The sequence below is a fragment of the Escherichia sp. WS33 genome (assembly GCF_046486385.1).
Taxonomy (GTDB): Bacteria; Pseudomonadota; Gammaproteobacteria; order Enterobacterales; family Enterobacteriaceae; genus ECMA0423.
This window is the reverse complement of sequence record NZ_JBJQLJ010000010.1, coordinates 1-25,994: the sequence shown is the minus strand read 5'-3', so window position 1 is coordinate 25,994 and position 25,994 is coordinate 1. Positions and strand designations below refer to the sequence as shown.

The 25,994-nt window shown below is 48.4% G+C and carries 22 protein-coding genes, 1 tRNA gene and 1 pseudogene; 8 read left to right on the top strand and 16 right to left on the bottom strand.

Annotated elements, in window-relative coordinates; genetic code table 11:
• Positions 1–47: 47 nt before the first annotated feature.
• The 3 genes from dcuB to ACJHXA_RS10490 all read right to left on the bottom strand — a co-directional run bounded on the left by dcuB (position 48) and on the right by ACJHXA_RS10490 (position 4,306).
• Positions 48–1,388: an anaerobic C4-dicarboxylate transporter DcuB gene (gene dcuB, locus ACJHXA_RS10500; RefSeq protein ID WP_000899522.1), complete on the bottom strand. Its 1,341-nt coding sequence runs from the start codon at positions 1,386–1,388 to the stop codon at positions 48–50.
• A 570-nt stretch (positions 1,389–1,958) separates the two neighbouring features.
• The gene (gene dcuR, locus ACJHXA_RS10495; RefSeq protein ID WP_000611288.1) at positions 1,959–2,678 is read right to left on the bottom strand and encodes a two-component system response regulator DcuR; all 720 of its coding nucleotides are present in this window, start codon (positions 2,676–2,678) and stop codon (positions 1,959–1,961) included.
• Positions 2,675–4,306, bottom strand: a complete 1,632-nt coding sequence (locus ACJHXA_RS10490) for a sensor histidine kinase (RefSeq protein ID WP_001216461.1) — start codon at positions 4,304–4,306, stop codon at positions 2,675–2,677. The genes dcuR and ACJHXA_RS10490 overlap by 4 nt, the downstream gene beginning before the upstream one ends.
• A 180-nt stretch (positions 4,307–4,486) precedes the next feature.
• Between ACJHXA_RS10490 and yjdI the strand changes: the two genes are divergently transcribed.
• From yjdI to ghoT, 4 genes are all read left to right on the top strand, one after another.
• Positions 4,487–4,717, top strand: a complete 231-nt coding sequence (gene yjdI / locus ACJHXA_RS10485; protein ID WP_000371698.1) for a 4Fe-4S mono-cluster protein YjdI — start codon at positions 4,487–4,489, stop codon at positions 4,715–4,717.
• Between the two features lie 11 nt (positions 4,718–4,728).
• Positions 4,729–5,001: a GNAT family N-acetyltransferase gene (locus ACJHXA_RS10480; RefSeq protein ID WP_000405647.1), complete on the top strand. Its 273-nt coding sequence runs from the start codon at positions 4,729–4,731 to the stop codon at positions 4,999–5,001.
• Between the two features lie 226 nt (positions 5,002–5,227).
• A complete protein-coding gene (gene ghoS / locus ACJHXA_RS10475) occupies positions 5,228–5,524 on the top strand; it encodes a type V toxin-antitoxin system endoribonuclease antitoxin GhoS (protein WP_000398619.1) in 297 nt (98 codons plus the stop codon).
• A gap of 27 nt (positions 5,525–5,551) precedes the next feature.
• Positions 5,552–5,725 (top strand): type V toxin-antitoxin system toxin GhoT, encoded by a 174-nt coding sequence (gene ghoT / locus ACJHXA_RS10470; RefSeq protein ID WP_001173343.1) that lies wholly within the window; start codon positions 5,552–5,554, stop codon positions 5,723–5,725.
• A 118-nt stretch (positions 5,726–5,843) separates the two neighbouring features.
• On the opposite strand, the gene lysS is transcribed toward ghoT, so the two are convergent.
• From lysS to aspA, 12 genes and pseudogenes are all read right to left on the bottom strand, one after another.
• Positions 5,844–7,361: a lysine--tRNA ligase gene (gene lysS / locus ACJHXA_RS10465; protein WP_001295074.1), complete on the bottom strand. Its 1,518-nt coding sequence runs from the start codon at positions 7,359–7,361 to the stop codon at positions 5,844–5,846.
• 236 nt (positions 7,362–7,597) lie between these two features.
• Positions 7,598–9,055 (bottom strand): dipeptide/tripeptide permease DtpC, encoded by a 1,458-nt coding sequence (dtpC, locus tag ACJHXA_RS10460; RefSeq protein ID WP_000856829.1) that lies wholly within the window; start codon positions 9,053–9,055, stop codon positions 7,598–7,600.
• Between the two features lie 58 nt (positions 9,056–9,113).
• Positions 9,114–11,261: a lysine decarboxylase CadA gene (gene cadA, locus ACJHXA_RS10455; RefSeq protein WP_001295383.1), complete on the bottom strand. Its 2,148-nt coding sequence runs from the start codon at positions 11,259–11,261 to the stop codon at positions 9,114–9,116.
• A gap of 79 nt (positions 11,262–11,340) precedes the next feature.
• Positions 11,341–12,675, bottom strand: coding sequence for a cadaverine/lysine antiporter (gene cadB / locus ACJHXA_RS10450; RefSeq protein WP_000092909.1), 1,335 nt, complete (start codon positions 12,673–12,675; stop codon positions 11,341–11,343).
• A 365-nt stretch (positions 12,676–13,040) separates the two neighbouring features.
• Entirely contained in the window at positions 13,041–14,579 is a 1,539-nt protein-coding gene (gene cadC, locus ACJHXA_RS10445; protein WP_001187183.1) for a lysine decarboxylation/transport transcriptional activator CadC, read from the bottom strand.
• 259 nt (positions 14,580–14,838) lie between these two features.
• Positions 14,839–14,998, bottom strand: a pseudogene (locus ACJHXA_RS10440) (integrase); the annotation flags it as partial.
• A gap of 197 nt (positions 14,999–15,195) precedes the next feature.
• Positions 15,196–15,271: transfer RNA gene (locus ACJHXA_RS10435), tRNA-Phe, on the bottom strand.
• A gap of 106 nt (positions 15,272–15,377) precedes the next feature.
• Positions 15,378–15,953 (bottom strand): transcriptional regulator, encoded by a 576-nt coding sequence (locus tag ACJHXA_RS10430; RefSeq protein WP_001188520.1) that lies wholly within the window; start codon positions 15,951–15,953, stop codon positions 15,378–15,380.
• A gap of 36 nt (positions 15,954–15,989) precedes the next feature.
• Positions 15,990–17,687 carry a protein-disulfide reductase DsbD gene (gene dsbD, locus ACJHXA_RS10425; RefSeq protein ID WP_000068978.1) on the bottom strand — a complete coding sequence of 566 codons (1,698 nt, stop codon included), beginning with the start codon at positions 17,685–17,687 and terminating at the stop codon, positions 15,990–15,992.
• Positions 17,663–18,001 (bottom strand): divalent cation tolerance protein CutA, encoded by a 339-nt coding sequence (gene cutA, locus ACJHXA_RS10420; protein WP_000883400.1) that lies wholly within the window; start codon positions 17,999–18,001, stop codon positions 17,663–17,665. The genes dsbD and cutA overlap by 25 nt, the downstream gene beginning before the upstream one ends.
• 115 nt (positions 18,002–18,116) lie before the next feature.
• Positions 18,117–19,418, bottom strand: a complete 1,302-nt coding sequence (gene dcuA / locus ACJHXA_RS10415; RefSeq protein ID WP_000961959.1) for an anaerobic C4-dicarboxylate transporter DcuA — start codon at positions 19,416–19,418, stop codon at positions 18,117–18,119.
• A gap of 117 nt (positions 19,419–19,535) precedes the next feature.
• Positions 19,536–20,972 carry an aspartate ammonia-lyase gene (aspA, locus tag ACJHXA_RS10410; RefSeq protein ID WP_000069437.1) on the bottom strand — a complete coding sequence of 479 codons (1,437 nt, stop codon included), beginning with the start codon at positions 20,970–20,972 and terminating at the stop codon, positions 19,536–19,538.
• Between the two features lie 336 nt (positions 20,973–21,308).
• Here aspA and ACJHXA_RS10405 point away from each other — a divergent pair, with 336 nt between their 5' ends.
• Positions 21,309–21,785, top strand: a complete 477-nt coding sequence (locus ACJHXA_RS10405) for an FxsA family protein (RefSeq protein WP_001267448.1) — start codon at positions 21,309–21,311, stop codon at positions 21,783–21,785.
• 15 nt (positions 21,786–21,800) lie between these two features.
• On the opposite strand, the gene yjeH is transcribed toward ACJHXA_RS10405, so the two are convergent.
• Positions 21,801–23,057, bottom strand: coding sequence for an L-methionine/branched-chain amino acid transporter (gene yjeH / locus ACJHXA_RS10400; protein ID WP_000015837.1), 1,257 nt, complete (start codon positions 23,055–23,057; stop codon positions 21,801–21,803).
• A 276-nt stretch (positions 23,058–23,333) separates the two neighbouring features.
• Between yjeH and ACJHXA_RS10395 the strand changes: the two genes are divergently transcribed.
• From ACJHXA_RS10395 to ACJHXA_RS10385, 3 genes are all read left to right on the top strand, one after another.
• A complete protein-coding gene (locus ACJHXA_RS10395) occupies positions 23,334–23,627 on the top strand; it encodes a co-chaperone GroES (protein ID WP_001026276.1) in 294 nt (97 codons plus the stop codon).
• 43 nt (positions 23,628–23,670) lie between these two features.
• On the top strand, positions 23,671–25,317 hold the full coding sequence (gene groL, locus ACJHXA_RS10390) for a chaperonin GroEL (protein WP_000729117.1): 1,647 nt from the start codon (positions 23,671–23,673) through the stop codon (positions 25,315–25,317).
• A 137-nt stretch (positions 25,318–25,454) separates the two neighbouring features.
• Positions 25,455–25,808: a DUF4156 domain-containing protein gene (locus ACJHXA_RS10385; RefSeq protein ID WP_000558209.1), complete on the top strand. Its 354-nt coding sequence runs from the start codon at positions 25,455–25,457 to the stop codon at positions 25,806–25,808.
• Positions 25,809–25,994: the final 186 nt, after the last annotated feature.

Below are 25,994 nucleotides of genomic sequence, written 5' to 3'. Positions count from 1 at the left end.
TTCGAAAATGGCGTGCCGCGTAGTCACGGGCGGCACGCAAAGTGCATTTATAAGAACCCGTACATCGCGGCGAAGATCCAGCCGAAGACGCACGATACGCTCACACCAATCAACCCCGGCAGAATAAAGCTGTGGTTGATGACGAAGCGACCGATGTGGGTGGTGCCGGAACGGTCAAACTGAATCGCTGCCAGATCGCTCGGATAAGTCGGCAGGATGTAATAACCGTAGCAAGCCGGTGCTGAAGCCACGATGTATGCCGGATCAACGCCGATCGCCAGCGCGACCGGAACAATCGCCGCCAGCGCCGCAGCCTGAGAGTTTACAAACTTGGAAACCAGCAGCAGAACAATGGCATAGGCCCACGGATACTCTTTCACCATTTCACCCAGTACGCCCTGAATTTCAGACATATGCGCACCGAACATGGTTTCTGCCATCCATGCGATACCGTACACCGCCACGATGGCGATCATACCGGAACGGAAGACTTCGTTTTTTGAGATAGACGCGGGATTGGTTTTGGTCAGGATAATAATCAGCGCCCCGGTCAGCAGCATAAACATCTGAATAACCAGTACCATCGACAGCGGTTTGCCGCCGAAGGATGGACGCAGGTCCGAATCAGCACCAAGAAGGGCGACTACAGCGATTGCACCGAGGAAAATCCACATTGCCAGCCAGTTGCTTTTCGGCAGTTTTTTATCGAGCAGCGTCGCGGTATCACCGTAAACATACTCACGGTTTTCCGGTACGGAGATGAATTTCTGGAACTCTTCGTCTTTATCCAGATCTTTACCGCGGAACCAGCTGAAGATACCGATCGCCAGGATACCGATTAACGTCGATGGAATGGTGATTGCCAGCAGGTCGAGGAACTCAAGATGGCGACCATCAAAGGTGACATTACCCAGCATTGCAACCAGAGACACGACCGCAACCGACACCGGACTGGCGATAATCCCCATCTGTGCACCGATAGAACTTGCCGCCATCGGACGTTCCGGACGGATGTTGTTCTTAATGGCGACGTCGTAGATGATCGGCAGAATGGTGTAAACCACATGACCCGTACCGCAAAGAATGGTCAGTGTACAGGTCACAAACGGCGCGACAATTGAGACATATTTCGGGTTGCGGCGCAGCAACTTCTCGGCAATTTGCAGCATGACATCAAGACCGCCCGAAGCTTGCAAGGTCGCCGATGCCGCCACCACCGCAATGATAACCAGCATGACATCAACTGGTGGTTTACCTGGCTGAAGGTGGAAGACGAAGACCAGAATGACCAGACCGATACCGCCTAATAAACCCAGCGCGATACCACCCTTTCTGGCACCATAAAACAGACATATCAGTATTATGATAAGTTGGATAGTAAATAACATGTGTGAACCCTCGCGATAATCCTATTTAAATTTTTGCTGAATAGATCACAGTCACGTTCTGTTTTGTATGAACTGTTTTCAGAGCCTGACTAAATATCCGTTTGGTCGTTACCGGCTTTAGCAAATACCTCACAGTAAATATTGGCTGATTAAAGCAGCGGCAAATTTATGCACTGTGATAAGCGGCTTTTTCAGAGAGAAAAACTCTCTGGCGATGGGTTTATAGTTTGTACTGCGCAGATGTTAATGTTTTGTTTGCTGTTATCTTATTGATATTTATCGGTCTATTTTTTGTTCTCAGGGCAGATATCATTAGGTTTAAAGATTAATCTGATCTACCCATTTGTGGGTAAAAATACACATAATGCGGGTGACATAATAGTTAATTAACTTTTGTTAGCGTTTTGAAATTAAAAACACCGTTCACCTGAAGAGATATTAATTTTTAGCGATGATGGAGGGATAATTATATTTGATCTGGCACAAGTTTTACTGATGAAGGATGTAACTTGTGCCAGGGGTATTTTGCATTACGGTAATAATTATTACTTACAGATAACCAGCGATCCGTTATTGGCAATATTGTTTCAGCAGTGAGTAGTGTTCTGCCTGAATACGGTAACGGTAAACCGGACGCCCCGTGACGCCATAATGGATACTGGTGAACAAGATGTGGCAGTTGACCAGCCAGATGAGGTATTTTCGGCAGGAAACACGCGAGATGTTAACCTCGTTAGCCAGCTCGTCGGTTGAAAACTCATAGTCCTGATGCGCGTCAATCCACTGGCACAGCGTGCGTAACGTCTGCGGCGTTAAGCCTTTTGGCAAGCGACGAGGATCCTGTTCGTTGGAGCTGCTGCCGTGGATTAGCTGATCAAGCTCGGCCTGGTCATAATACTGATGTTTTTCCAGCGCCATTTTCTTTTGCCGCCAGCCGGTGAGCGCCTCTTCAAAGCGGGAAGCCTGGAAGGGTTTGATCAGGTAATCCACGACACCGTAATGCAGCGAATCTTTAATGGTTGCCGCATCGGCTGCGGAGGAGATGACAATCACATCACTTTTGCAACGCGCGTTATGCAGGACAGGCAGTAAATCGAGCCCGTTCTCTTTTTGCATATAGATATCGAGCAATATCAGGTCGATAGGCGTATCGCTATTGAAGATAATCTCTTTGGCTTTCTCCAGCGTCGAGGCTGTTCCACAGCATTGAAAGCCTGGGATTTGTGCTACGTATCGGCGATTCAGCTCCGCGACCATTGCGTCGTCATCGATAATTAATACATTGATCATCTGTTCGACCTCTCCCCGTCCCAGGGTATCTGGACAAAAAATTGTGTGAAAATCCCGGGTTCCGATTCCACGGCGATGCTGCCGCCGAGATTTTCTACCTGTTGTTTGACAAGTGCTAAACCGACGCCTCGCTCGCTTCCTTTTGTCGAGACACCTTTGTCAAAAATGTGATCGATTTTGTCGGGTGCGATCCCCGGTCCATCATCGTTAACTTCGCAGTGCAGCCAGCCGTGACGGTAGTGCAATGTTACGCTAATTTCGCCACCGGGTTCCGGCCCTAATGCTTCCAGCGCGTTTTCTATCAGATTTCCCAATGTGGTAATCAGCGTCGCGACCTGGTCCTCACTGCCGCTGTCTGGCAGCTGGCTTTCACTGTTTAAAATCAGCGTATGGCCTAAATCGGTCGCGCGGTTAATCTTGCTGATTAAAAAACCAGCGATAACCGGAGATTTGATCTTACCCAGCAGAGAGCCAATCTCTTCCTGATAGTTATTGGCTGTTTTGAGAATGTAATCTTCCAACTGCTTATAACTCTTCAGATGCAATAATCCGAGAATCACATGCAATTTATTCATAAATTCGTGGGATCGTTCACGAAGTGCATCAGCATAGTTGACCAGACCGTCGAGTCGCTGCATCAGTTTACGAACTTCAGTTTTGTCCCTGAAGGTTGAAATGGCACCGATGATAACGCCATTACTGCGCACCGGAACGGTGTTGATCAGTAATAGCCGGTCTTTAATCGTAATCTCTTCGTCGCGGCGCGGCGTACCGTCGCGTAACACTTCCGAGACATCTACCACCTGTGACCATGAGTGGCTTAGCGTCGACAGTTTCTCATCGTCCTGCGACTTACGGTAATTCAGCAATTCTTGTGCGGCATCGTTGATCAGCGTGACCTCGCCGCGATCGTCCACGGCAACGACGCCTTCTTTGATAGACTGCAACATGGCCTGGCGTTGCTCAAACAGCGTGGAGATTTCGTAGGGTTCCAGGCCGAAAAGGATTTTTTTCAGTACCTTAACCAGAATGCAGGTGCCAATCAGTCCGACCAGCATGCCAAATAATACCGACCAGATAATGCTCCAGCGACTGTCATTGATTTGTTGGGTCACGCGGCTTAACTCAAGGCCGATCGCCACCACGCCAATTTGTTTATGATTTTCATCGTAGATGGGGGTAAATACGCGTAAAGCCTGTGCCAGAAAACCGCGATTGATAGCGACATTTTCTTTGCCATTCAGCGCTTTAAGGATGTCATCACCTTTAAATGGCTGACCAATACGCTGGGCTTCAGGATGCGAGTAGCGAAGACTTTGCATATCGGTAACGACAATAAACAGCAGATCGTTGCGTTTGCGCACGGCTTCCGCGATGGCCTGGATTCCGCTCTCCTGCGGTTTTTTCTGCAAGCCCTGACGGATTTCCGGCGAGTCGGCGAGGGTACGCGCCATTGCCAGTGCCTTGTTGGCCAGCCCGTCTCGCGTCATATCACTGATTTGCGAGAAGTAAATCAGATGCACCACCAATAGCACCGAGAACAGTACCGCGCTGACCATTAAGATCACTGTGGTACTCAATTTCATCGGACGTTTGCGTAACATGCGGTAGGGCAATGAATGTCTCATCAGCTTCCTTGTGTGACAAATTTCTTAAGCATTATCTCTGATGAGGCGGGTAATTCAAAGGGAGTAAGAATGATTGGCTATATAGGGGAAGAGACTCTGGCAACGGAAACTGCCAGTGCTGTATGAAGATTCCAGGGCTATGCTTATAGCGATAATCATACTGATGAGAGAGGGAAAGTCATGGATCAGGCGCTACTGGACGAGGGTTATCGCTGTTATACCGGCGAAAAGATCGATGTCTATTTCAACACTGCGATATGTCAGCATTCTGGCAATTGCGTACGTGGCAACGGCAAGTTATTTAATCTCAAACGAAAGCCGTGGATCATGCCGGATGAAGTCGACGTTGCCACTGTGGTGAAAGTGATTGATACGTGCCCGAGTGGTGCGCTGAAATACCGTCATAAATAAGCGAGGGTAAAATGGAAATACGCGAAGGCCACAATAAATTTTACATTAATGACGAACAGGGCAAGCAAATCGCTGAAATTGTCTTTGTGCCGACCGGAGAGAATTTAGCGATTATCGAACATACCGATGTCGATGAAAGCCTGAAAGGGCAGGGGATTGGTAAACAGCTGGTTGCGAAAGTCGTGGAAAAAATGCGTCGGGAAAAACGAAAAATTATCCCACTATGCCCATTTGCGAAACACGAATTTGATAAAACGCGGGAGTATGATGATATTCGCAGTTGATGGGAGAGTACAGAGTCACGATATTTTTCATGCTCTCCGCGGAGTGATGCAGGAGAGCATCTGAAGGGTAGGGGGATGCACAAAGAATGGGCAGAGAGCGCGTTTTTTTGTCCCAAGTCATCCCCTTTACTGAGCAAAAAAAAGAATATCTCCTATATGAGAATCATCAATCGGGGTTAATAATTTTTGCGTCCCCAGAGCATTCAATATTGATAGGAGTCATATTATGGAAGGTAAAAACAAGTTCAATACTTATGTTGTTTCTTTTGATTATCCATCATCTTATTCCTCAGTGTTCTTAAGGTTAAGATCATTGATGTATGATATGAATTTCTCTTCTATCGTGGCTGATGAATATGGGATACCACGACAATTGAATGAAAATTCTTTCGCAATAACGACATCGTTAGCCGCAAGTGAAATCGAAGATTTAATCAGGCTTAAATGCTTAGACTTACCGGATATTGATTTTGACCTCAACATTATGACAGTTGATGACTATTTCCGTCAGTTTTACAAGTAGCCAGGAAGGATAAGAAGAACATAAAAAATGGCACTATTCTCTAAAATATTAATTTTTTATGTGATTGGTGTGAACATATCCTTTGTCATTATCTGGTTTATCTCACATGAGAAAACACATATTCGTTTACTTAGTGCATTCCTGGTCGGAATAACCTGGCCAATGAGTCTGCCTGTGGCATTACTTTTTTCTCTCTTTTAGGAGCTGTAGTTGAGTGGACCCGCTGGTTATCGTGAAACGAAGCGTCTCTCCTCAAAACTGGATTTGCGGAACGACGAACGAAGCAGTCGCCTGACTGCTTCGTTCATTAAAGTGAAATTTATTTCTGTGGGCGCATCGCCGGGAAGAGAATAACGTCGCGAATAGTATGACTGTTTGTAAACAGCATAATCATTCGGTCGATACCAATACCCAGACCAGCGGTTGGCGGCAGACCATATTCCAGCGCAGTCACGTAATCTTCGTCATAGAACATGGCTTCGTCGTCACCTGCAGCTTTAGCGTTAACCTGTTCCTGGAAACGTTCAGCCTGATCTTCTGCGTCGTTTAATTCGCTAAAACCATTACCGATTTCACGACCACCGATGAAGAATTCAAAACGGTCGGTGATTTCCGGGTTAACATCATTACGGCGCGCCAGCGGTGACACTTCTGCCGGATATTCCGTAATAAAGGTTGGCTGAATCAGATGTGCTTCTGCCACTTCATCAAAGATCTCCGTGACAATACGTCCCAGCCCCCAGCTTTTCTCTACCGTAATTCCGATAGATTCAGCTAATGCTTTAGCAGCATCAAAATTATCCAGGTCGGCCATATCGGTTTCTGGACGATATTTTTTGATTGCTTCGCGCATGGTGAGTTTTTCAAACGGTTTGCCGAAATCAAACACATGCTCGCCATAAGTGACTTTAGTGGTACCCAGAACCTCTTGTGCCAGGGTGCGGAACAGGGACTCTGTCAGTTCAATCAAATCGTGGTAATCCGCATACGCCATGTAGAGTTCCATCATTGTGAACTCAGGATTATGGCGAACAGAAATACCTTCATTACGGAAGTTACGGTTGATTTCGAATACCCGTTCAAAACCGCCTACAACCAGACGTTTCAGATACAGCTCCGGCGCGATACGCAGGTACATATCTAAATCCAGAGCGTTATGATGGGTAATAAACGGGCGAGCAGATGCCCCACCTGGAATTACCTGCATCATCGGGGTTTCTACTTCCATAAAGCCGCGCGCGACCATGAACTGGCGGATAGCGGCCAGAATTTTTGAACGGACAACAAACGTTTGACGGGATTTATCGTTAGCGATGAGGTCCAGATAACGTTGACGATAACGGACTTCCTGATCCTGCAGACCATGGAATTTATCTGGTAAAGGACGTAGTGCTTTTGTCAGCAGGCGCAACTCAGTACAGTGAATGGAAAGCTCACCGGTTTGCGTCTTAAACAGCGTACCGCGGGCACCGATAATGTCACCCAGATCCCATTTTTTAAACTGATCGTTATAAACACCTTCTGGCAGGCTATCTCTTGCAACGTACAGTTGAATACGGCCACCGACATCCTGCAACGTTACAAAGGAGGCTTTCCCCATGATACGACGGGTCATCATTCGGCCAGCAACCGAGACTTCAATGTTTAAGGATTCCAGTTCCTGGTTATCCTTCGCATCAAACTCTTCGTGCAACTGGTCAGAGGTATGGTCGCGGCGAAAATCATTGGGAAACGCCACACCTTGCTGACGTAGTGCCGCCAGTTTTTCGCGGCGATTTCTCAGTTCATCGTTAAAATCAATAGCCTCATTGGCTCCCCGTGTTTCTTGTTCAGACATTTTGGTTCCTCTAAATCCAGCTTTCAATTTAGCGTAGATAAAGAGACAGATCGGTACACTGTATTATCTGCCTCGACTATTAGTAACTCAGTTTATCTTATCGAAACTAACGCTTACCTCAAGTTGATATCACTAATAAATAACCATCAAAATGGTTTAAATGACTTATTAATCTCGATTTGTTAGTGTTATAAACTGAAAGTTAATTTATTCATAACCAATTGTTTTTACGACAGTTAATCGTTGCTCTCCTGTATCATATTCGTCGGCGTGCTAAACAGAAAACGGGTAGCAAAGGCCAATACGACGATGATCGCGACACAAGCCAACGTCCACTCTCCCATCTGAGAAAAGAATCGCTGGTAAGCTGCAATTGCCATACCGCTAATTTGCGACTCTGTCGTCTGCTGTGCCACGACGCCTGCCAGCCAGTTGGCGACCGCGCCTGTTGCCAGCATATAAATCCCGGTTAATACGCCAGACATTTTCAGACGCGTGATTTGCGCAATCGCCACCGGGTCAATAAAGAGTTCGGCAAAGCCCATTAGCGCCAGCCCGGATATCATCACGCCCATTGACGCTTGACCGTCAGCCGCTGCATGTCGGGCATCAAATGCCAACAACATAAAGCCACAAGCCATCAGCAGTAAGCCAAAGGCAAACTTCAGCCAGACGCGCAATGTTGAGTTGCCGCGGCTTTCTGGCGACGCCAGCCAGGCCAGTACAACCCCAGCGAGCATCACCGCAATTGCATTCACCGACTGGAATAGTGCTGTAGGTACTTCAATATTGAATGCCTGACGATTCACAAAGCGATCGATAAACAAGCTGATGGTACTGCCGCCCTGTTGTGCCAGTACCCAGAACAATGTCCCGACAAACATCAACAATACAATTTGCCAAAGAGCACGGCGATGTTCGGGGAATTTGATCATCATGCGGGCAATGATTTGTGCGGCAATGAGGCAAACGATCGCCAGCAAATATCCCGACCAGTCGTTCTCCAGCAGCAGGGTAAAAAATACTGGGGCTAAACAGAGCATCACCACTAACCAGCTCCATACTGGTAAGGCAAATTTCACGCTAGTGAGCGCTTTTTTATCCATACTACGCGTGGACTGGAAATGACGATGCCCGCTTAAGAAAATCAACAAACCGATAAACATGCCGCCACCCGCAAGGGCAAAGCCAACATGCCATCCATACCACTGAGCAGCCAGGCCGCAGGCGATTGGGGCGGCGATAGAACCGATATTGCCTGCAGCATACAGCAGCGAAAAACCGCCATCACGTCGATGATCGTTCTCGTCGTAGAGCTCGCCAAGCAAACAGCTGATGTTTGATTTGAATAAACCGTAGCCACAAATAATGATTGCCAGCGCCAGATACAGGCTAAAGGTTGAATTTGTATCAATGCCCAGCACCACATGGCCAAGGGTCATTAACAGCGCGCCGGCAATCACTGCAGTGCGGTTGCCGAGCAGGCGGTCGGCAAGCCAGCCGCCGAGAATAGGGGTAACGTAAACCAGAGAAGCATATGCGCTGAACAGGCTGATGGCATGGTTATCATCAAAACCAAGCTGATGGGTGAGATAGAGAATGAGTAAGGCACGCATGCCGTAAAAACTGAAGTACTCCCAGATTTGGATCGCCACGATATAGTATATCGCGCGCGGCTGTGAGGGTGTTTTCATGTGTTCTCCTTATGAGCAAAAAAGGGAAGTGGCAAGCCACTTCCCTTGTACGAGCTAATTATTTTTTGCTTTCTTCTTTCAATACCTTAACGGTATAGCGGCCATCAGCCTGACGGTATGCACCGTGAATATCGGTTTCAAAGCCCGGATAGTGAGCGCCGATTTCACACAGCATCTGCAGGAACTCCAGAACCGGACGGCTTTCTTCGGTGATCATTTCACCCGGCATTACCAGAGGAACTCCCGGCGGATACGGAAGGATCATATTGGCGTTAATACGACCTACCATTTCGTCGAGGTAAACTTCTTCGGTCATACCGTGCAGCTCTTTCTGGAATGCAGCATACGGAGTCATTACCATCGTCGGCAGCACTTCAAATGCGCGGTACATCAGATCCGGCAGATTGTGGTGAACAATCAGTTTGTGGATATTCTGAGCCAGTTCCTGAATACGCATGTTTTCATAGAATTCAGGATCTTCACGATACAGAGACGGCAGCATGTTTTTCACACGCAGGTTCAGGTCGAACGCACGTTTGAAGTCAGTCAGAGCACGCAGCAGGCTCAGTGCTTTGGTCTTATCGATACCGATGCTGAACAGGAACAGCAGGTTATACGGACCGGTTTTCTCAACAACGATGCCATGTTCGTCGAGGTATTTCGCCACGATGCTGGCCGGAATACCAAAGTCGCTCATGGTGCCGTCTTTTTCCATCCCCGGAGTCAGCAGGGTGACTTTGATCGGGTCAAGATACATGTGCTCGTTATCGATGTTTTTGAAGCCGTGCCAGGTGCTGTCAGAACGCAGCGGCCAGCATTCAGTCGTATCGATATGATCCGGCTGCCATACATCAAAGAACCAGCCATCAGATTCCGTTCTCAGACGTTTGATCTCTTTACGGAATTTGATCGCACGTTCAATGGAACCGTTGATCAGACGTTTACCTGCATTGCCTTTCATCATCGCCGCAGCGGTTTCAGTGGACGCCACGATACCGTAGTGCGGAGAAGTGGTGGTGTGCATCATGTAGGCTTCGTTAAAGGTTTCTTCGTTTACGTCACCTTTAACGTGGATCATGGAAGCCTGAGAGAACGCCGCCAGCAGTTTGTGAGTGGACTGGGTTTCGTAAATCACTTTCCCTTCTACACGGCCACCGCTCATACCGCATTTACCTTCGTAAATCGGTGAGAAGTTGGTGTAAGGCACCCACGCGGAGTCAAAGTGGATGGATTTCACATCCAGTGTTTTCTTGATGAAGTCGGTGTTGTACAGCAGACCATCATAGGTAGAGTTGGTAATTACAGCATGTACCGGCCAGGTTGCGTTTGGTGTTTCTTTCACGCGCTTAGCAATGGTAGCGTGCTGGAATTCACTCTGTGGGATACCACCAAGAATACCGTAAGCGTTACGGGTCGGGCGGAAATAGATTGGCGTAACATCGCTCATCATCATCAGGTGGGTCAGCGATTTGTGGCAGTTACGGTCAATCAGAATGGTGCTGCCTGCCGGAGCAGAGTACATGCCAACAATTTTGTTCGCAGTGGAAGTACCGTTGGTCACCATGTAGCTGCGGTCTGCGTTAAAGACGCGAGCGATATACTGTTCTGCTTCTTTGTGTGGACCACTGTGATCCAGCAGAGAACCCAGTTCAGATACTGAAATGGAAATATCAGATTTCATGGTATTCGGACCAAAGAAATCATAGAACAGGCTACCTACCGGGCTTTTCTGGAATGCAGTACCGCCCATGTGACCAGGAGTACAGAAAGTATATTTACCTTCACGAACATATTTAAACAGTGCTTTAGTCAGCGGAGGCAGAATAGTGTTGATATATTCGTCAGTGGTCTGCTTGATCTTATTAGCAATATCTTCAGCAGCACCCAGCGCATATTCAAAGAAGCTAATCTGTAAACGCAGGTCATTCAGGCTTACATCGAGAGTGGAATACGTATTAGCGAACGCGTACAACGGCAGGTTCTCGTTCATTTTGCTAATTTCTTCGCACAGCTCGAGATTATATTTATCCCAGTCAAAAATAACGCCGCACAGACGCGCATTGTTTTCGATCAGTTTTAATAAGTCGTCACGGTCGTTCGGGTAAACAATCTGGAAGTTCAGACGTTCAAGCGCGCGATGAAGTTCACGGATGGGTTCTTCTTTAAAATAAACCCCCATGTGATTCAATATTGCAATAACGTTCATAGTCATATCTCCAGGTAAAAAAGGCCCCTCCCAACACATGGGACAAAATGAAAGGAGGAGCCTCGGAAAATACTTTTAATTAATGTGCGTTAGACGCGGTGTGGTTATCCATTGAGTGGCTCTGGCGCTCGTGCATTTTGCGAGCGTAGAACATCAGGATAATCAGGCTGACGATGAAGGTACCTGCCAGCTCGAAGGAGCTTGCGCCCATCAGCGCGATGAAGCAGAACACGCAACCCAGTACAGAGCAGATCAGGCTGACAAAGTTGCGGATGTTAACGCCTTCAAAACGAATCAGGTCAACGCAAGAGTAGAAGTACGGCAGCATAGTCAGCAGTACTGCGATACCGGTCAGTTCACCGAACAGGTCAGATGCTTTACCACCGGCAGAGTTCATCAGAGTGATGAGGATCATCAGGGCAGTCATTTTCACTGCAGCCAGCAGCAGACCTTTTTTCGGAATACCGTTGCTGTCGACTTCACCATAAACTTTCGGGAAGTTACCGTCGTTAGCGGCACGTACACCTGCCTGGCCTACCAACATCATCCAGGAGCCCAGAGAAGTCAGGCACGCAAAGGCGGTGAATGCAGAAACCAGCGGCGCAGCCCAGTTACCGAGGATGGTTGAAGCACTGATTGCAAACGGAGCACCGGAAGCTGCCATTACAGAAGATGGATACATACCGGAAAGCACCTGAGTCGCAGCGATGTAAACAATACCTGCTAAACCAGTACCCAGCATGGTTGCCAGCGGAACGGTACGTTTCGGGTTTTTAACCATACCAGTACTTACTGCTGCGGATTCAACACCCACGAAGGCCCACAGGCAGAGCAGAATACTTTTAATGATCGCATGACCATCAGTGGTATCCGCAGTATTCCAGTTAGCTGCATAAGTTGCCGCATCAAACCAATGCCAGCCAACAATAGCAGTCATCACCACAGGAATAAGAACCAGCACCAGACCAATAGTGGTTAAACGGCTTACCCAAGTACCGCCGAGCATATTTACAAAGGTAAATACCCAGACGATAGCAATACAGGCGATACCCGCCGGAACAGGATCATTTAATACTGGGAAGAAGGTGGAAAGATAAGATACCGCGGTAATACCAATCGCCAGGTTACCAATCCAGTTAGCATGGTAATAAAGAACACCTGTCTGAAAACCAAATGCAGGGGAAATTTCTCCGGCATAAGCAATTGGGCCACCTTGTTGCGGGTTTTTTGTTGCCAGTCGGGCATATACATACGCCAGCGACATTGCACCAATAATAGAGATAATCCAACCCCAGATAGCAATACCACCGATACTTGCTAGGTTCGCAGGTAATAATGCAATACCGCTCCCCATCATATTACCGGCAACAACACCGGTACAGGCAAATAGCCCGATCTTCTTGGCAGAACTCATGCTCTTCTCCTAATTTCATTTTTGAATTTGGAGTCCGGGTCATGATGTATAACTATTTCCTGACCAGACCAAACTGGCGCTAAGAATACTCACGAAAAAAGGATTAATCCTAAAGATTAGGTGAAATAATACAAAAGTTTCTGTAAGTGAGAACTTGAGGTTTTTTATTAACACATCAGGATCGCAAGTTGATATCATGAAAAGATAAACATTCAATGTTTACAATGGATTGCGGGATATTCTCTGGTTAAATTTATGTAATAAAAATTATGCGGCAAATAAATTGCCGCAACATATTATACCAACAGAAACATACAAAAACTCAACAACAAATATTCCCGAGCATAAATCAACCCGGGAGTTACTTATTCTGAAGCGAGAAATTTGTCGAGATAAGGTACAACATAAGGAACAGAAGTCTGGAATATACCATTTTCAATCCAGTAAAGGGTGTTTGCCCCTGGGCGTAAATTAAAGGCGGTGAGATATGCATCAGCCGCTTCCCGGTTCATCCCCTTCATTTCATAAACCTTGCCAAGCAACACATAATTTAGCCAGGACATTTCAAGATCAATGCCAGTATTTATCGCCTGGTAAGACTCATCTGTTTTACCTTTTACCAGAGCACTGACCGCTTTTATTTGATATATAATGGACAGATTATTCAATTCCGGCAGTGTAACAATGTTGTCTATTTCTGTGTTCAGTGCTGCTAATTGTTTTTCATCTAAAGGATGTTGAGAATGGCGCACGATATCAACTAATGCTTTTTCTGCTCTCGCGTAGGTAAATTCTGGGGATGATTGAACAATCTCACCTAATAATTCACTGGCACGGTTCAATGATTTATCATCGCCATGCAGTAAATAATCATGTGCCTGATAAAAATTAGTTAATAACGCACCACGATGAGGCAAAATTTGCTGGAGCGTCTCCTGCATTCGTTGTGGCCACGGTTGGTTTAACGCTTTTGATAAACTCTCCAGTAAATCATTTTGAATCGCCAGCTGATTACCGTTAGTGATGACATAACGTTTATCCAGCATGGTTGAACCATCTGCATTGTCTACCAATTTTATCGACATAAAGCATTGTTGAGCACGGTATTGGCGCTGATTAACAAACGCAATAGATAATGTTTTACCGGAACTGCTCGGTTCATCAATGTTGTAGTTGATTTTGTCATGCACCATAAAGGTGGAGAAGGTGTTAAGTGATGTCGCCACCAAATTACCCACGCCTATCGCGTAAGAGAGCTGATACGGGGAACTCCAGCTGTTACAACTTTTATTTACCATATTAATGTCAATATCGCGTGGATTGAGCAAAATACGCGATTTGCTCATCGGAAGACGTGTATCAAGAGTTGAAAACGCTACCAGTGCTACACAGATACCTAACGACAACAGGAAAAAAAACCATACCCAAAAGGTAGTGAATCGTTTGCTTTTAACTGGGGATTGTTCAGGTGGCGTTGCGGTGTTTTGAATGTTAAGACTGTGGGAGGGAGAATCTGTGGCAGGAACCGCCTCTGGTATAGGGGGAGGCGAAGATAGCATTATTTCCTCTCCCTCTTCTTCGCTGTACCAGATAACCGGCACCATTAATTTATAGCCGCGCTTTGGTACAGTAGCGATATAGACAGGACTATCTTCATCATTATCTTTTAATGACTTACGTAGTTCTGAGATACTCTGCGTCACAACATGATTGGTGACAATACTTCTCTTCCAGACATTATCGATAAGTTCATCCCTGCTAAGTACTTCGCCACTGTGTTGAGCAAAGAAAACCAGAAGATCGATTAATCTCGGCTCAAGGGTAAGTTGACGCCCATTGCGGCTAATTTGGTTTATGGACGGAGTAACAAGCCATTCGCCAACGCGAACTACAGGTTGTTGCATAATAGAAACTCATTCGAAAAGGGAATGATGCAATGATAATTGCCACAACCTATTTTTACCATCTATAGATGGGTTTATTTACATATTATTGGTGAATGTAAGACGTTATTTTTACCAGCCATAAACTTCTTGATTACATAGTATTACGAAAGGATTTTACTGAGAACCAGAAGTAATATTCCTTACCATCAAAATTCATCATCTTTGCCAAAGAAAAATGTTCAGAAAATAATCCATGGAAAATTGTCCGGAGCGCTTACTATTTTAATGGATTGTTAGTCTTTGCATGAGCAAGCGGACTGATACATTTCTCTTTGTTCTCATTCAGAAAATCTCATCAGTCGGCGTTCAGACCGGTGTTGTGCTTTATGGATGCGTTACGCTCCTGATGACGTCATTTGACGTTCAACAACATCACGGGGCCGCACGACATTTCACGTCAGTTAGTGCTATCGCTCAGGAACAAATTTTCCCGAATTGGGATATGCCCGCAAATTGCTGGTGATGAGGGGAGAATCTGGTTGAGTTCGGGAGAATTGATTTGGAGGCAGAACGCTTAAATCGTGGCGTCCTGAAACGAAAAACGGACCTCCGTGGAGGTCCGTTTATATGAATTTGGTGCCCGGACTCGGAATCGAACCAAGGACACGGGGATTTTCAATCCCCTGCTCTACCGACTGAGCTATCCGGGCAACGGGGCGCATTAAACCGTAATCTGCACATCTCGTCAACCTAATTTCAGTAAAAGCGATTCAACTGCTTAAGATTGCGGCAAATCGCTTCTTTTCTGTGTTTCTGTCAGGTCAATGCACCACCCTGGCGGCAGCGGGCGAAGCGCAGGATATCTTCCGCCAGCCGATGTGCAGTGTCGACATCCGCCTGGCTACGATTCACCAGCATTCGGCTTAAACAGCCTTCCAGCACCAGTTCCATCTGCTTTGCTACCATCGCCGGATCGTCAACTTCCAGTGTGGTTAACAGTTCGTGGGTGAAATCGTAGGCCGCGCTTTTTTGCTGATCGGCCAGTTGATGAATAGGGTGGCCAGGATCGGGATAAAACGTACAGGCAGCGATAAATAGACAGCCCGGATAGCGGTTGTTTTTAACGCACTCCGATAACGCCTGATAACGTGCCAGCAGCTTTTGTTCGGCGGTTTGCGTTTCGTCCAGCATCAGCTGACGACGCCAGACATCTATCTGTTGGCTAAGATAACGCAGCGCATCGTAGAGGATTGCCTCTTTGTCTGGCCAGAAGCGGCGTAGCTCGTCCAGTGGATAATCCACACGTTCAGCAACCATCTCCAGCGTGGTGTTGGCAATCCCTTGTAATTCTAATAATTTCAGGGCTTCTCCCAGTACATCTTCACGTTGCACGCTATTTTCCTCCGTCTTTCCCACTGCAAGTGTCGTTCACGGTTGGCGATCGCGCAAATGTGCGCTGAAGGTTTCAGCATCCATAAAGCCCGTGACGCGTGCTTGTGGATGCTCCTGGCCTTGTCCGTCAAAAAAGAGAATTGTCGGTAGGCCAAGGACATTAAGATGCTTTAACAGCGCCACATCTTGTGCGTCGTTGGCCGTGACGTTGGCCTGAAGTAAGACCGTGTCTGCTAACGCTTTTTGCACCTGCGGGTCGCTGAAGGTGTATTTCTCAAACTCTTTACAGGCGACGCACCAGTCGGCATAAAGATCTAACATCACCGGTTTGCCTTTGGCTTCAACGAGCGCCTGATTTAACTCATCTACCGTTTTGATTTGTGTAAAGTTGAGATGCGTCTGAGTTTGCGCGGTATGCGTCGCACCAAATGCCCAATCCTGAAGTGGGCGCACGCTAACCAATGCCGCTGCCAGCAGGATTATTTGCACCACGCGCATCCAGCCGCGTTTAGCCTGTAGGCTGGTGATAAAGGCCCAGCCAAAGAATGCGACACCCAGCGCCGACCACAAGCGTAATCCCCATACATCACCAATCACTCGCTCCAGCAGGAAGACCGGCAGTGCGAGGATCACAAAACCAAACGCGGTTTTGACTTGTTCCATCCACGGGCCGCTTTTCGGCAGCAAGCGGTTACCAAAGACGGTAATTAGCATCAGCGGCAGGCCCATGCCCAACGCATAGAGATAAAGCGTGCCGCCGCCCAGCCACATGTTCCCGCTTTGGGCGATATACAGCAGAATCGCGCTAAGCGGTGCGGTGGTGCATGGTGAACAGATCAGTCCGGCAATCGCCCCCATAACAAACACACCGCCAGGTGAGCCGCCCTGTTGGCGATTGCTCATCAACGTGAGACGTGTTTGCAGCGAAGAGGGGAGTTGTAGAGTAAACAAGCCAAACATTGACATCGCCAGCAAGGTAAAGACGATGGCGAGGCCAATGAGCACGTATGGGTGCTGTAGCGCCGCCTGGAACTGTAACCCTGCGGCGGCAACTACCAGACCCAGCGCCGTGTAAGTCAGTGCCATCCCCTGCACATAAATAAAGGTCAGCAACAATGCTCTGGCAGTGGAGAGCCGCTGTTTACCACCCAGCACGATGCCAGAAATCAGTGGGTACATTGGCAGCACGCATGGCGTAAAGGCGATACCAATACCGATCAACAACGCCCAGAGCGCGGAAAAGGGCAATTGCGCGGTGTGCTGCTCTTGCTGCGAAACAGACACAGGCTGTGACGCTGCGTTGTTGGCGACCACTTCGCTTAACGGAACGGTTTTGGTTTCTGGCGGATAACAGAAACCGGCATCAGCACAGCCCTGGTAGGTGACAGTTAACGTCGCTCCCGCACTCGCCTGGTTGATGGTTACGGGAAGCGTCAGCCGATCGCGGTAAATCTCGCTTTTGCCGTAAAACTCATCTTCATGCCAGACGCCTTGCGGCAGCTGCACGTCGGCAATTTTCGCGTGTTCCGGCGTAATGCGGATCTGTTTACGGTAGAGGTAGTAACCGTCTTTGATCTGCCAGGTCAGATTAAGGTCATGTTGGTTTTGCTGAAAATCAAAAGTAAAGGCTTGATCCGCGGGGACAAATTGTGAACGTCCCGGCGCGTCGAATAATCCGGCAAAAACGGAAGTGCTGCAAAGTAGCAGGATCAGCGTAAAGATGCGTTGAGCCATGAGAGGTAATCTGTGTCTCCGTGTGTAACAGGTAAAACCAGAAGTTCCGGGGTTTGATATGGATGATGAGACTTCAGGCATTCCAGCAGTGCCTGCTGGTGAGATACGGTAGTTTTTAAAATCATCTGCACTTCGTATTCTTGCTCCAGCTTACCTTCCCAGTAATAGAGAGAGGTAGCGCCGGGGATCAAGGTCGCGCAGGCCGCCAGTTTTTCCGCCAGCACTTTGGCGGCTAAATCCTGGGCTGTCGCTTCATCCGGTGCGGTACATAGCACCACGACAGACGCGGTATTCGAACTTTTTTCATCAAGCATAAACACCTCGCAAGAACAGATGGAACCGCAAGAGAGAGGTCACTATACAACGGACGGGGGAAGGATGTTAGTCGGCGGGAAAGAAAGCGGGGCTTGAACGCCCCGCGATTGGTCATTACAGCATGAAGCTACCCAGCACGAAGCCGAAGCAAACGGCCAGGGCAACACCCAGAGTACCCGGGATGAAGAACGGATGGTTGAAGACGAATTTACCGATACGGGTTGTACCCGTGTCATCCATCTGTACCGCAGCAACCAGCGTCGGGTAGGTCGGCAGAATGAACAGACCAGACACCGCAGCGAAAGAAGCAACAGCGGTCAGCGGTGAAACGTTCAGTGCCAGAGCCATCGGCATCAGTGCTTTTGCGGTTGCAGCCTGAGAGTACAGCAGAGCAGAAGCAAAGAAGAAGATGACGGCCAGCAGCCACGGATGACCCTGAATCACTTCACCAGCGGTATCTTTGATCCAGTCGATGTTGTTGGAAACGAAAGTATCGCCCAGCCACGCAACACCCAGGATACAAATACAGGCGCTCATACCTGCTTTGAAGGTGCTGGAGTTGAGGATGTTGTCGGTATCGACTTTACAGATAACGGTGGTCAGAGTTGCAACGCTGAGCATGATGATCAGGATTGCGTTGGTGGTGTTCATCAGCGGTTTTTCAACCAGACCCATGCTTGGGCTGTTGATGATTGCATAGATAACCACGCCAACTACGCCCAGCAGGAACAGCCAGACGGACGTTTTTGCACCGGATTTGATTTCAATCTGCTTTTCACCGCGCAGTTCAACCAGGCCCTCTTCCAGACGCTTGCGATAAATCGGATCGTCAGAGAGTTTGGAGTTGAACAGCATAGTGACCAGAAAGGACATCACCAGAACCGCCAGCAGGGTGGACGGGATGACCACGGAGAGCAGATGGAGGTAGCTGATGCCATGACCTTCCATCACGGAAGACATGTAAACCACTGCCGCTGAGATTGGCGATGCGGTGATCGCAATCTGCGCGGATACCACTGCAGTAGACAGCGGACGGCAAGGTTTGACGCCTTGTTCCTTCGCAACTTCAGCGATAACTGGCAGTGTCGCCAGAGATATGTTGCCAGTACCAGCAAAGATAGTCAGGAAATAGGTCACGATCGGTGCGAGGATCGTGATGTATTTCGGGTTACGGCGCAGCAGCTTTTCTGTCTGATGAACCAGATAGTCCAGACCGCCAGCAACCTGCATGGCAGAAATAGCGGCGATAACCGCCATGATAATGGAAATGACATCGAACGGGATGTTACCGGGTTTAACGCCAATAGCGGCAAGAACCAGCACCCCCAATCCGCCTGCAAAACCAATACCTATTCCCCCCAATCTGGCGCCCAAGAAGATCGCCAGCAAAACTATGATGAGTTCTACAACTAGCATATTAGCCTTCCTTGTTTTTTAACAAGTTGATATTAGGTTGTTATTTTTAAGTTACTGCTCACAAGAAAAAAGGCACGTCATCTGACGTGCCTTCTTTATTTGTACTACCCTGTACGATTACTGTTCGCTTTCATCAGTATAGCGTTTTGCTTTGTAAGCCGGGTGCATCAGATTCTGTACGGAGAAAATATCGTCAAGTTCCGCTTCAGTCAACAGACCGCGTTCCAGAACGACTTCACGTACACTCTTACCGGTTTCGGCACAGATTTTACCCACGATGTCACCGTTGTGGTGACCGATGAACGGGTTCAGGTAAGTAACGATACCGATAGAGTTGTAAACGTAACCTTCGCACACTTCTTTGTTAGCAGTGATGCCGTTAATGCATTTTTCCAGCAGGTTGTAGCAAGCGTTGGTCAGAATGTGAACGGATTCGAACATGGCCTGGCCAATGACCGGCTCCATAACGTTCAACTGCAGCTGACCTGCTTCTGCTGCCATGGTAACAGTGGTGTCGTTACCGATGACTTTGAAGCATACCTGGTTAACCACTTCCGGAACAACCGGGTTTACTTTAGCTGGCATGATGGAAGAGCCCGCCTGCAGTTCCGGCAGGTTGATCTCGTTCAGGCCGGCACGTGGACCAGAAGAGAGCAAGCGCAGGTCGTTACAGATTTTGGACATCTTCACAGCCAGGCGTTTCAGCGCGCCGTGAACCATAACATAAGCGCCGCAGTCAGAGGTCGCTTCGATCAGGTCTTCAGCCGGTACGCATGGGAAGCCAGTGACTTCAGCCAGTTTTTTCACTGCCAGCGGAGAGTACTCTTTCGGCGTGTTCAGACCAGTACCGATTGCTGTTGCGCCAAGGTTAACTTCCAGCAGCAGTTCAGCGGTACGTTGGATATTTTTCACTTCTTCTTTCAGCAGGATGCTGAAAGCGCGGAATTCCTGACCGAGGGTCATCGGTACTGCGTCCTGCAGCTGGGTACGACCCATTTTCAGGATGTCCTGGAATTCGACAGCTTTACGTTCAAAGCCTTCACGCAGTTGGTTAATCGCATCTACCAGCTTAATCAGGGAAGAGTAAACTGCGATACGGAAACCGGTCGGGTAGGCGTCGTTAGTGGACTGACATTTGTTAACATGGTCGTTCGGGTTCAGGTACTGATATTCACCTTTCTGGTGACCCATCAGTTCCAGACCGATATTGGCCAGCACTTCGTTGGTGTTCATGTTTACGGAAGTACCTGCGCCGCCCTGGTAGACGTCTACCGGGAACTGATCCATGCATTTTCCGTTGTTCAGGACTTCATCACATGCGGCAATGATGGCATTCGCTACACTTTTAGGAATGGTTTGCAGCTCTTTGTTTGCCATAGCTGCGGCTTTTTTAACCATTACCATACCGCGAACAAATTCAGGAATATCACTGATTTTGTTGTTGCTGATATAGAAGTTTTCAATCGCTCTCAGAGTGTGAACACCATAGTAGGCATCAGCTGGAACTTCCCTGGTACCCAACAGATCTTCTTCGATACGAATGTTGTTTGACATGTGAACCTTCTTTTTCAAGCTGCCAATGATTTGCTTTAAACACACAGAATATATGTGGTTTCGAATGTTTTTCGACCGACGATTATCCCCTGCATCGACCGAATACCCGAGATCATATGCTGCTTGAGGATTTCTACCGTAATCTGGATCACTTTAAGTGTCGGTTTTTACCCCTTAATTATTAATTTGTGAAATAGATCACCGCTTTGGGATTACTACCAAAAATAGTTGCGCAAACATCTTGAAATTTTGCTAATGACCACAATATAAGCTGAACGCGATTCGCAACCCATTCAGGTAGCCGGGTTTTACCGGCTGCTATTACAGGAGAAACCTTTGCGCTGGTTACCTTTTATTGCCATTTTCCTTTATGTCTATATTGAGATTTCAATCTTTATTCAGGTTGCCCATGTATTGGGGGTATTGCTGACCCTCGTGCTGGTTATATTCACGTCAGTTATCGGGATGTCATTGGTACGTAACCAGGGCTTTAAGAATTTCGTGCTGATGCAGCAAAAAATGGCGGCGGGTGAAAACCCAGCGGCGGAGATGATTAAAAGTGTTTCGCTGATCATTGCCGGTTTGCTGCTTTTATTACCGGGCTTTTTCACCGACTTCCTCGGTCTTCTGCTTTTATTACCGCCGGTGCAAAAGCATCTGACAGTGAAGTTGATGCCGCATTTGCGCTTTTCTCGTATGCCAGGCGGCGGTTTTAGCGCCGGGACCGGTGGCGGTAATACTTTTGATGGTGAGTACCAGCGAAAGGATGATGAGCGCGACCGCCTTGATCATAAAGACGATCGCCAGGATTAATGTCGAAACGCCGGATTATGTGGTTATGCCATTTTCCGGCGTTTTTCGTTTTGGCAGCAACAGCCATAACCCCGCCAGCATGATCAGCGCATAGAGACTTTTCCAGCCGACCATTGCCAGTAACAGAACGCATAACAGCCCGCCAACCACCGCCAGTAGTCGATAACGTCCTTGCAATAATTTACAGCCTGCCAGCATGCATAACAGATAAATCATAATAAAGATGCCATTGGCATAAATAATAAGAGCGTCCAGATTGATCTCTAAAGCATGAATCACCAACGTGCTCACCACACAGCAGCCGAGCACCGCATTGAGGGCATTATTCGGGATATGGCGAGAAGAGAGGCGTGCCAGGTAGTGGTCAGGATTATGTTGCGCCTGCGACCAGACCAGGCGGGCGAAGCTCTGTATATAAATGTTGAGACTGGCAAAGCAGGCCAGATAGCCAATCACGCAGGCAATCCATAACGCTCCTACACCGAACAACTGCACTACAATTTTTGGAAGCGATGCTGCCGCCGCCATTTTTTCACCATAGGCGTCGAAGTGTAAGACGACTACCGTACAGCCCCAGTAGACTAATCCTGCCAGCAGCAGACCAATCATCAATGCGCGAGGAAAATCACGCTCTGGATTTTTAAATTCCGAGGCAAGATGGGCAAATGCTTCCAGACCGACAAAACACCAGAACATCACTGATAACGCAGCAAATAACCCGGTAAGTTCGATATTACCAGGTGCCGGGAAGGGGATATTCGCAGGTTTGATATCGCCCGCCCACCAGATAGCGACAATCAGCGCGACGATAAGTCCGGCAATAACGGTTTGTAGATTAGCACTGGAACTGGCACCGCGAGTACCGATATACCACACCAGCGCCAGCGTACCGAGTTCTGCCAACAACAGTTGCCAGCTATGCCAGCCAAACATTGCCTGGCCGAACCCGGCGGCAATTTGTAGCGCGGCAGGCAAACCCACGGGAATGACCGATAAAAACAACCAGCCGGTGACTCGCTCAAGTCGCGAACCAAACGCCATACCGACGAAGTGCGCGACACCGCCTGCGCTGGGATAGTGGCGACCCAGAATCGCAAACACAATCGCAATCGGGAACACTAAGATAATCAAAACGGGCCACGCCCACAGGCTGTTATTGCCCGCTACCAGCGCAGCTAACGCAGGAACGGCAAACACGCCAGTGCCTAATAATGACGTCGATAGCAGGCCAATGCCCTGGGCCAGCCCCAGTTCTTGTTTGAGTCCACTCATGGGTTGATATCCGATTGCGCCCAAATTTTGGGCAACTGCGTAGATTTTCGATGGTAGCACAATCAGATTCGCTTATGACGGCGATGAAGAAATTGCGATGAAATGTGAGGTGAATCAGGGTTTTCACCCGATTTTGTGCTGATCAGAATTTTTTTTTCTTTTTCCCCCTTGAAGGGGCGAATCCTCATCCCCATTTCTCTGGTCACCAGCCGGGAAACCACGTAAGCTCCGGCGTCACCCATAACAGATACGGACTTTCTCAAAGGAGAGTTATCAATGAATATTCGTCCATTGCATGATCGCGTGATCGTCAAGCGTAAAGAAGTTGAAACTAAATCTGCTGGCGGCATCGTTCTGACCGGCTCTGCAGCGGCTAAATCCACCCGCGGCGAAGTGCTGGCTGTCGGCAATGGCCGTATCCTTGAAAATGGCGAAGTGAAGCCGCTGGATGTGAAAGTTGGCGACATCGTTATTTTCAACGATGGCTACGGTGTGAAATCTGAGAAGATCGACAATGAAGAAGTGTTGATCATGTCCGAAAGCGACATTCTGGCAATTGTTGAAGCGTAATCCTCGCACGACACTGAACATACGAATTTAAGGAATAAAGATAATGGCAGCTAAAGACGTAAAATTCGGTAACGACGCTCGTGTGAAAATGCTGCGCGGCGTAAACGTACTGGCAGATGCAGTGAAAGTTACCCTCGGTCCGAAAGGCCGTAACGTAGTTCTGGATAAATCTTTCGGTGCACCGACCATCACCAAAGATGGTGTTTCCGTTGCTCGTGAAATCGAACTGGAAGACAAGTTCGAAAATATGGGTGCGCAGATGGTGAAAGAAGTTGCCTCTAAAGCGAACGACGCTGCAGGCGACGGTACCACCACTGCAACTGTACTGGCTCAGGCTATCATCACTGAGGGTCTGAAAGCTGTTGCTGCGGGCATGAACCCGATGGACCTGAAACGTGGTATCGACAAAGCCGTTACCGCTGCAGTTGAAGAACTGAAAGCGCTGTCCGTACCGTGCTCTGACTCTAAAGCGATTGCTCAGGTTGGTACCATCTCCGCTAACTCCGACGAAACCGTAGGTAAACTGATCGCTGAAGCGATGGACAAAGTCGGTAAAGAAGGCGTTATCACCGTTGAAGACGGTACCGGTCTGCAGGACGAACTGGACGTGGTTGAAGGTATGCAGTTCGACCGTGGCTACCTGTCTCCTTACTTCATCAACAAGCCGGAAACTGGCGCAGTAGAACTGGAAAGCCCGTTCATCCTGCTGGCTGACAAGAAAATCTCTAACATCCGCGAAATGCTGCCGGTTCTGGAAGCTGTTGCCAAAGCAGGCAAACCGCTGCTGATCATCGCTGAAGATGTTGAAGGCGAAGCGCTGGCAACTCTGGTTGTTAACACCATGCGTGGCATCGTGAAAGTTGCTGCGGTTAAAGCTCCGGGCTTCGGCGATCGTCGTAAAGCTATGCTGCAGGATATCGCAACCCTGACTGGCGGTACCGTAATCTCTGAAGAGATCGGTATGGAGCTGGAAAAAGCAACCCTGGAAGACCTGGGTCAGGCTAAACGTGTTGTGATCAACAAAGACACCACCACTATCATCGATGGCGTGGGTGAAGAAGCTGCAATCCAGGGCCGTGTTGCTCAGATCCGTCAGCAGATTGAAGAAGCAACTTCTGACTACGACCGTGAAAAACTGCAGGAACGCGTAGCGAAACTGGCAGGCGGCGTTGCAGTTATCAAAGTAGGTGCTGCTACCGAAGTTGAAATGAAAGAGAAAAAAGCACGCGTTGAAGACGCCCTGCACGCGACCCGTGCTGCGGTAGAAGAAGGCGTGGTTGCTGGTGGTGGTGTTGCGCTGATCCGCGTAGCGTCTAAACTGGCTGACCTGCGTGGTCAGAACGAAGACCAGAACGTGGGTATCAAAGTTGCACTGCGTGCAATGGAAGCTCCGCTGCGTCAGATCGTCCTGAACTGCGGCGAAGAACCGTCTGTTGTTGCTAACACCGTTAAAGGCGGCGACGGCAACTACGGTTACAACGCAGCAACCGAAGAATACGGCAACATGATCGACATGGGTATCCTGGACCCAACCAAAGTAACCCGTTCTGCTCTGCAGTACGCGGCTTCTGTGGCTGGCCTGATGATCACCACCGAGTGCATGGTTACCGACCTGCCGAAAAATGATGCAGCTGACTTAGGCGCTGCTGGCGGTATGGGCGGCATGGGTGGCATGGGCGGCATGATGTAATTGCCCTGCACCTCGCAGAAATAAACAAACCCCCGGGCAGAAATGTCTGGGGGTTTTTCTTTTGGTCATCTTTCTAGTATAAGATTCAGACACGGACGACGCGAGTGGCGTCCAGCTCATTGATTATGGGGAATAACATGCACGTAAAATACTTAGCAGGGATTGTCGGTGCCGCGCTACTGATGGCGGGTTGTAGCTCCAGCAACGAATTGAGTGCTGCCGGTCAGAGTGTACGCATTGTGGACGAGCAGCCAGGCGCAGAGTGCCAGCTGATTGGTACTGCGACAGGTAAGCAAAGCAACTGGCTTTCCGGGCAACACGGAGAAGAGGGCGGTTCTATGCGCGGCGCAGCAAACGATCTGCGCAACCAGGCGGCTGCAATGGGCGGTAACGTGATTTATGGCATCAGTAGCCCGTCGCAGGGAATGTTGTCCAGTTTTGTCCCGACGGATAGCCAGATTATCGGTCAGGTTTATAAGTGCCCGAACTGATGTGATCCAGAGGCTGGGTGACAAACGTATTATTGCCTGATGCGCTTCGCTTATCAGGCCTTGTATTATCCCTCCAGTGCAGAGAAAATCGGCCAGTTTTCTCTGCCTGCAGTCCGCATGCCGTATCGGGCCTTGGGTTCTAACCTGTTGCGTAGATTTATGCAGCGGACTGCCTTTCTCCCAAAG

Bases quoted from the DNA above. Each gene is read 5' to 3' on its own strand.
- ghoT (WP_001173343.1), top strand. From the start codon at position 5,552: ATGGCACTATTCTCTAAAATATTAATTTTTTATGTGATTGGTGTGAAC.
- ghoS (WP_000398619.1), top strand. From the start codon at position 5,228: ATGGAAGGTAAAAACAAGTTCAATACTTATGTTGTTTCTTTTGATTAT.
- dcuR (WP_000611288.1), bottom strand. From the start codon at position 2,678: ATGATCAATGTATTAATTATCGATGACGACGCAATGGTCGCGGAGCTG.
- cadC (WP_001187183.1), bottom strand. From the start codon at position 14,579: ATGCAACAACCTGTAGTTCGCGTTGGCGAATGGCTTGTTACTCCGTCC.
- ACJHXA_RS10490 (WP_001216461.1), bottom strand. From the start codon at position 4,306: ATGAGACATTCATTGCCCTACCGCATGTTACGCAAACGTCCGATGAAA.
- ACJHXA_RS10395 (WP_001026276.1), top strand. From the start codon at position 23,334: ATGAATATTCGTCCATTGCATGATCGCGTGATCGTCAAGCGTAAAGAA.
- ACJHXA_RS10385 (WP_000558209.1), top strand. From the start codon at position 25,455: ATGCACGTAAAATACTTAGCAGGGATTGTCGGTGCCGCGCTACTGATG.
- ACJHXA_RS10480 (WP_000405647.1), top strand. From the start codon at position 4,729: ATGGAAATACGCGAAGGCCACAATAAATTTTACATTAATGACGAACAG.
- dcuB (WP_000899522.1), bottom strand. From the start codon at position 1,388: ATGTTATTTACTATCCAACTTATCATAATACTGATATGTCTGTTTTAT.
- dsbD (WP_000068978.1), bottom strand. From the start codon at position 17,687: ATGGCTCAACGCATCTTTACGCTGATCCTGCTACTTTGCAGCACTTCC.
- cadA (WP_001295383.1), bottom strand. From the start codon at position 11,261: ATGAACGTTATTGCAATATTGAATCACATGGGGGTTTATTTTAAAGAA.
- dcuA (WP_000961959.1), bottom strand. From the start codon at position 19,418: ATGCTAGTTGTAGAACTCATCATAGTTTTGCTGGCGATCTTCTTGGGC.
- dtpC (WP_000856829.1), bottom strand. From the start codon at position 9,055: ATGAAAACACCCTCACAGCCGCGCGCGATATACTATATCGTGGCGATC.
- cutA (WP_000883400.1), bottom strand. From the start codon at position 18,001: ATGCTTGATGAAAAAAGTTCGAATACCGCGTCTGTCGTGGTGCTATGT.
- lysS (WP_001295074.1), bottom strand. From the start codon at position 7,361: ATGTCTGAACAAGAAACACGGGGAGCCAATGAGGCTATTGATTTTAAC.
- cadB (WP_000092909.1), bottom strand. From the start codon at position 12,675: ATGAGTTCTGCCAAGAAGATCGGGCTATTTGCCTGTACCGGTGTTGTT.
- yjdI (WP_000371698.1), top strand. From the start codon at position 4,487: ATGGATCAGGCGCTACTGGACGAGGGTTATCGCTGTTATACCGGCGAA.
- aspA (WP_000069437.1), bottom strand. From the start codon at position 20,972: ATGTCAAACAACATTCGTATCGAAGAAGATCTGTTGGGTACCAGGGAA.
- groL (WP_000729117.1), top strand. From the start codon at position 23,671: ATGGCAGCTAAAGACGTAAAATTCGGTAACGACGCTCGTGTGAAAATG.
- yjeH (WP_000015837.1), bottom strand. From the start codon at position 23,057: ATGAGTGGACTCAAACAAGAACTGGGGCTGGCCCAGGGCATTGGCCTG.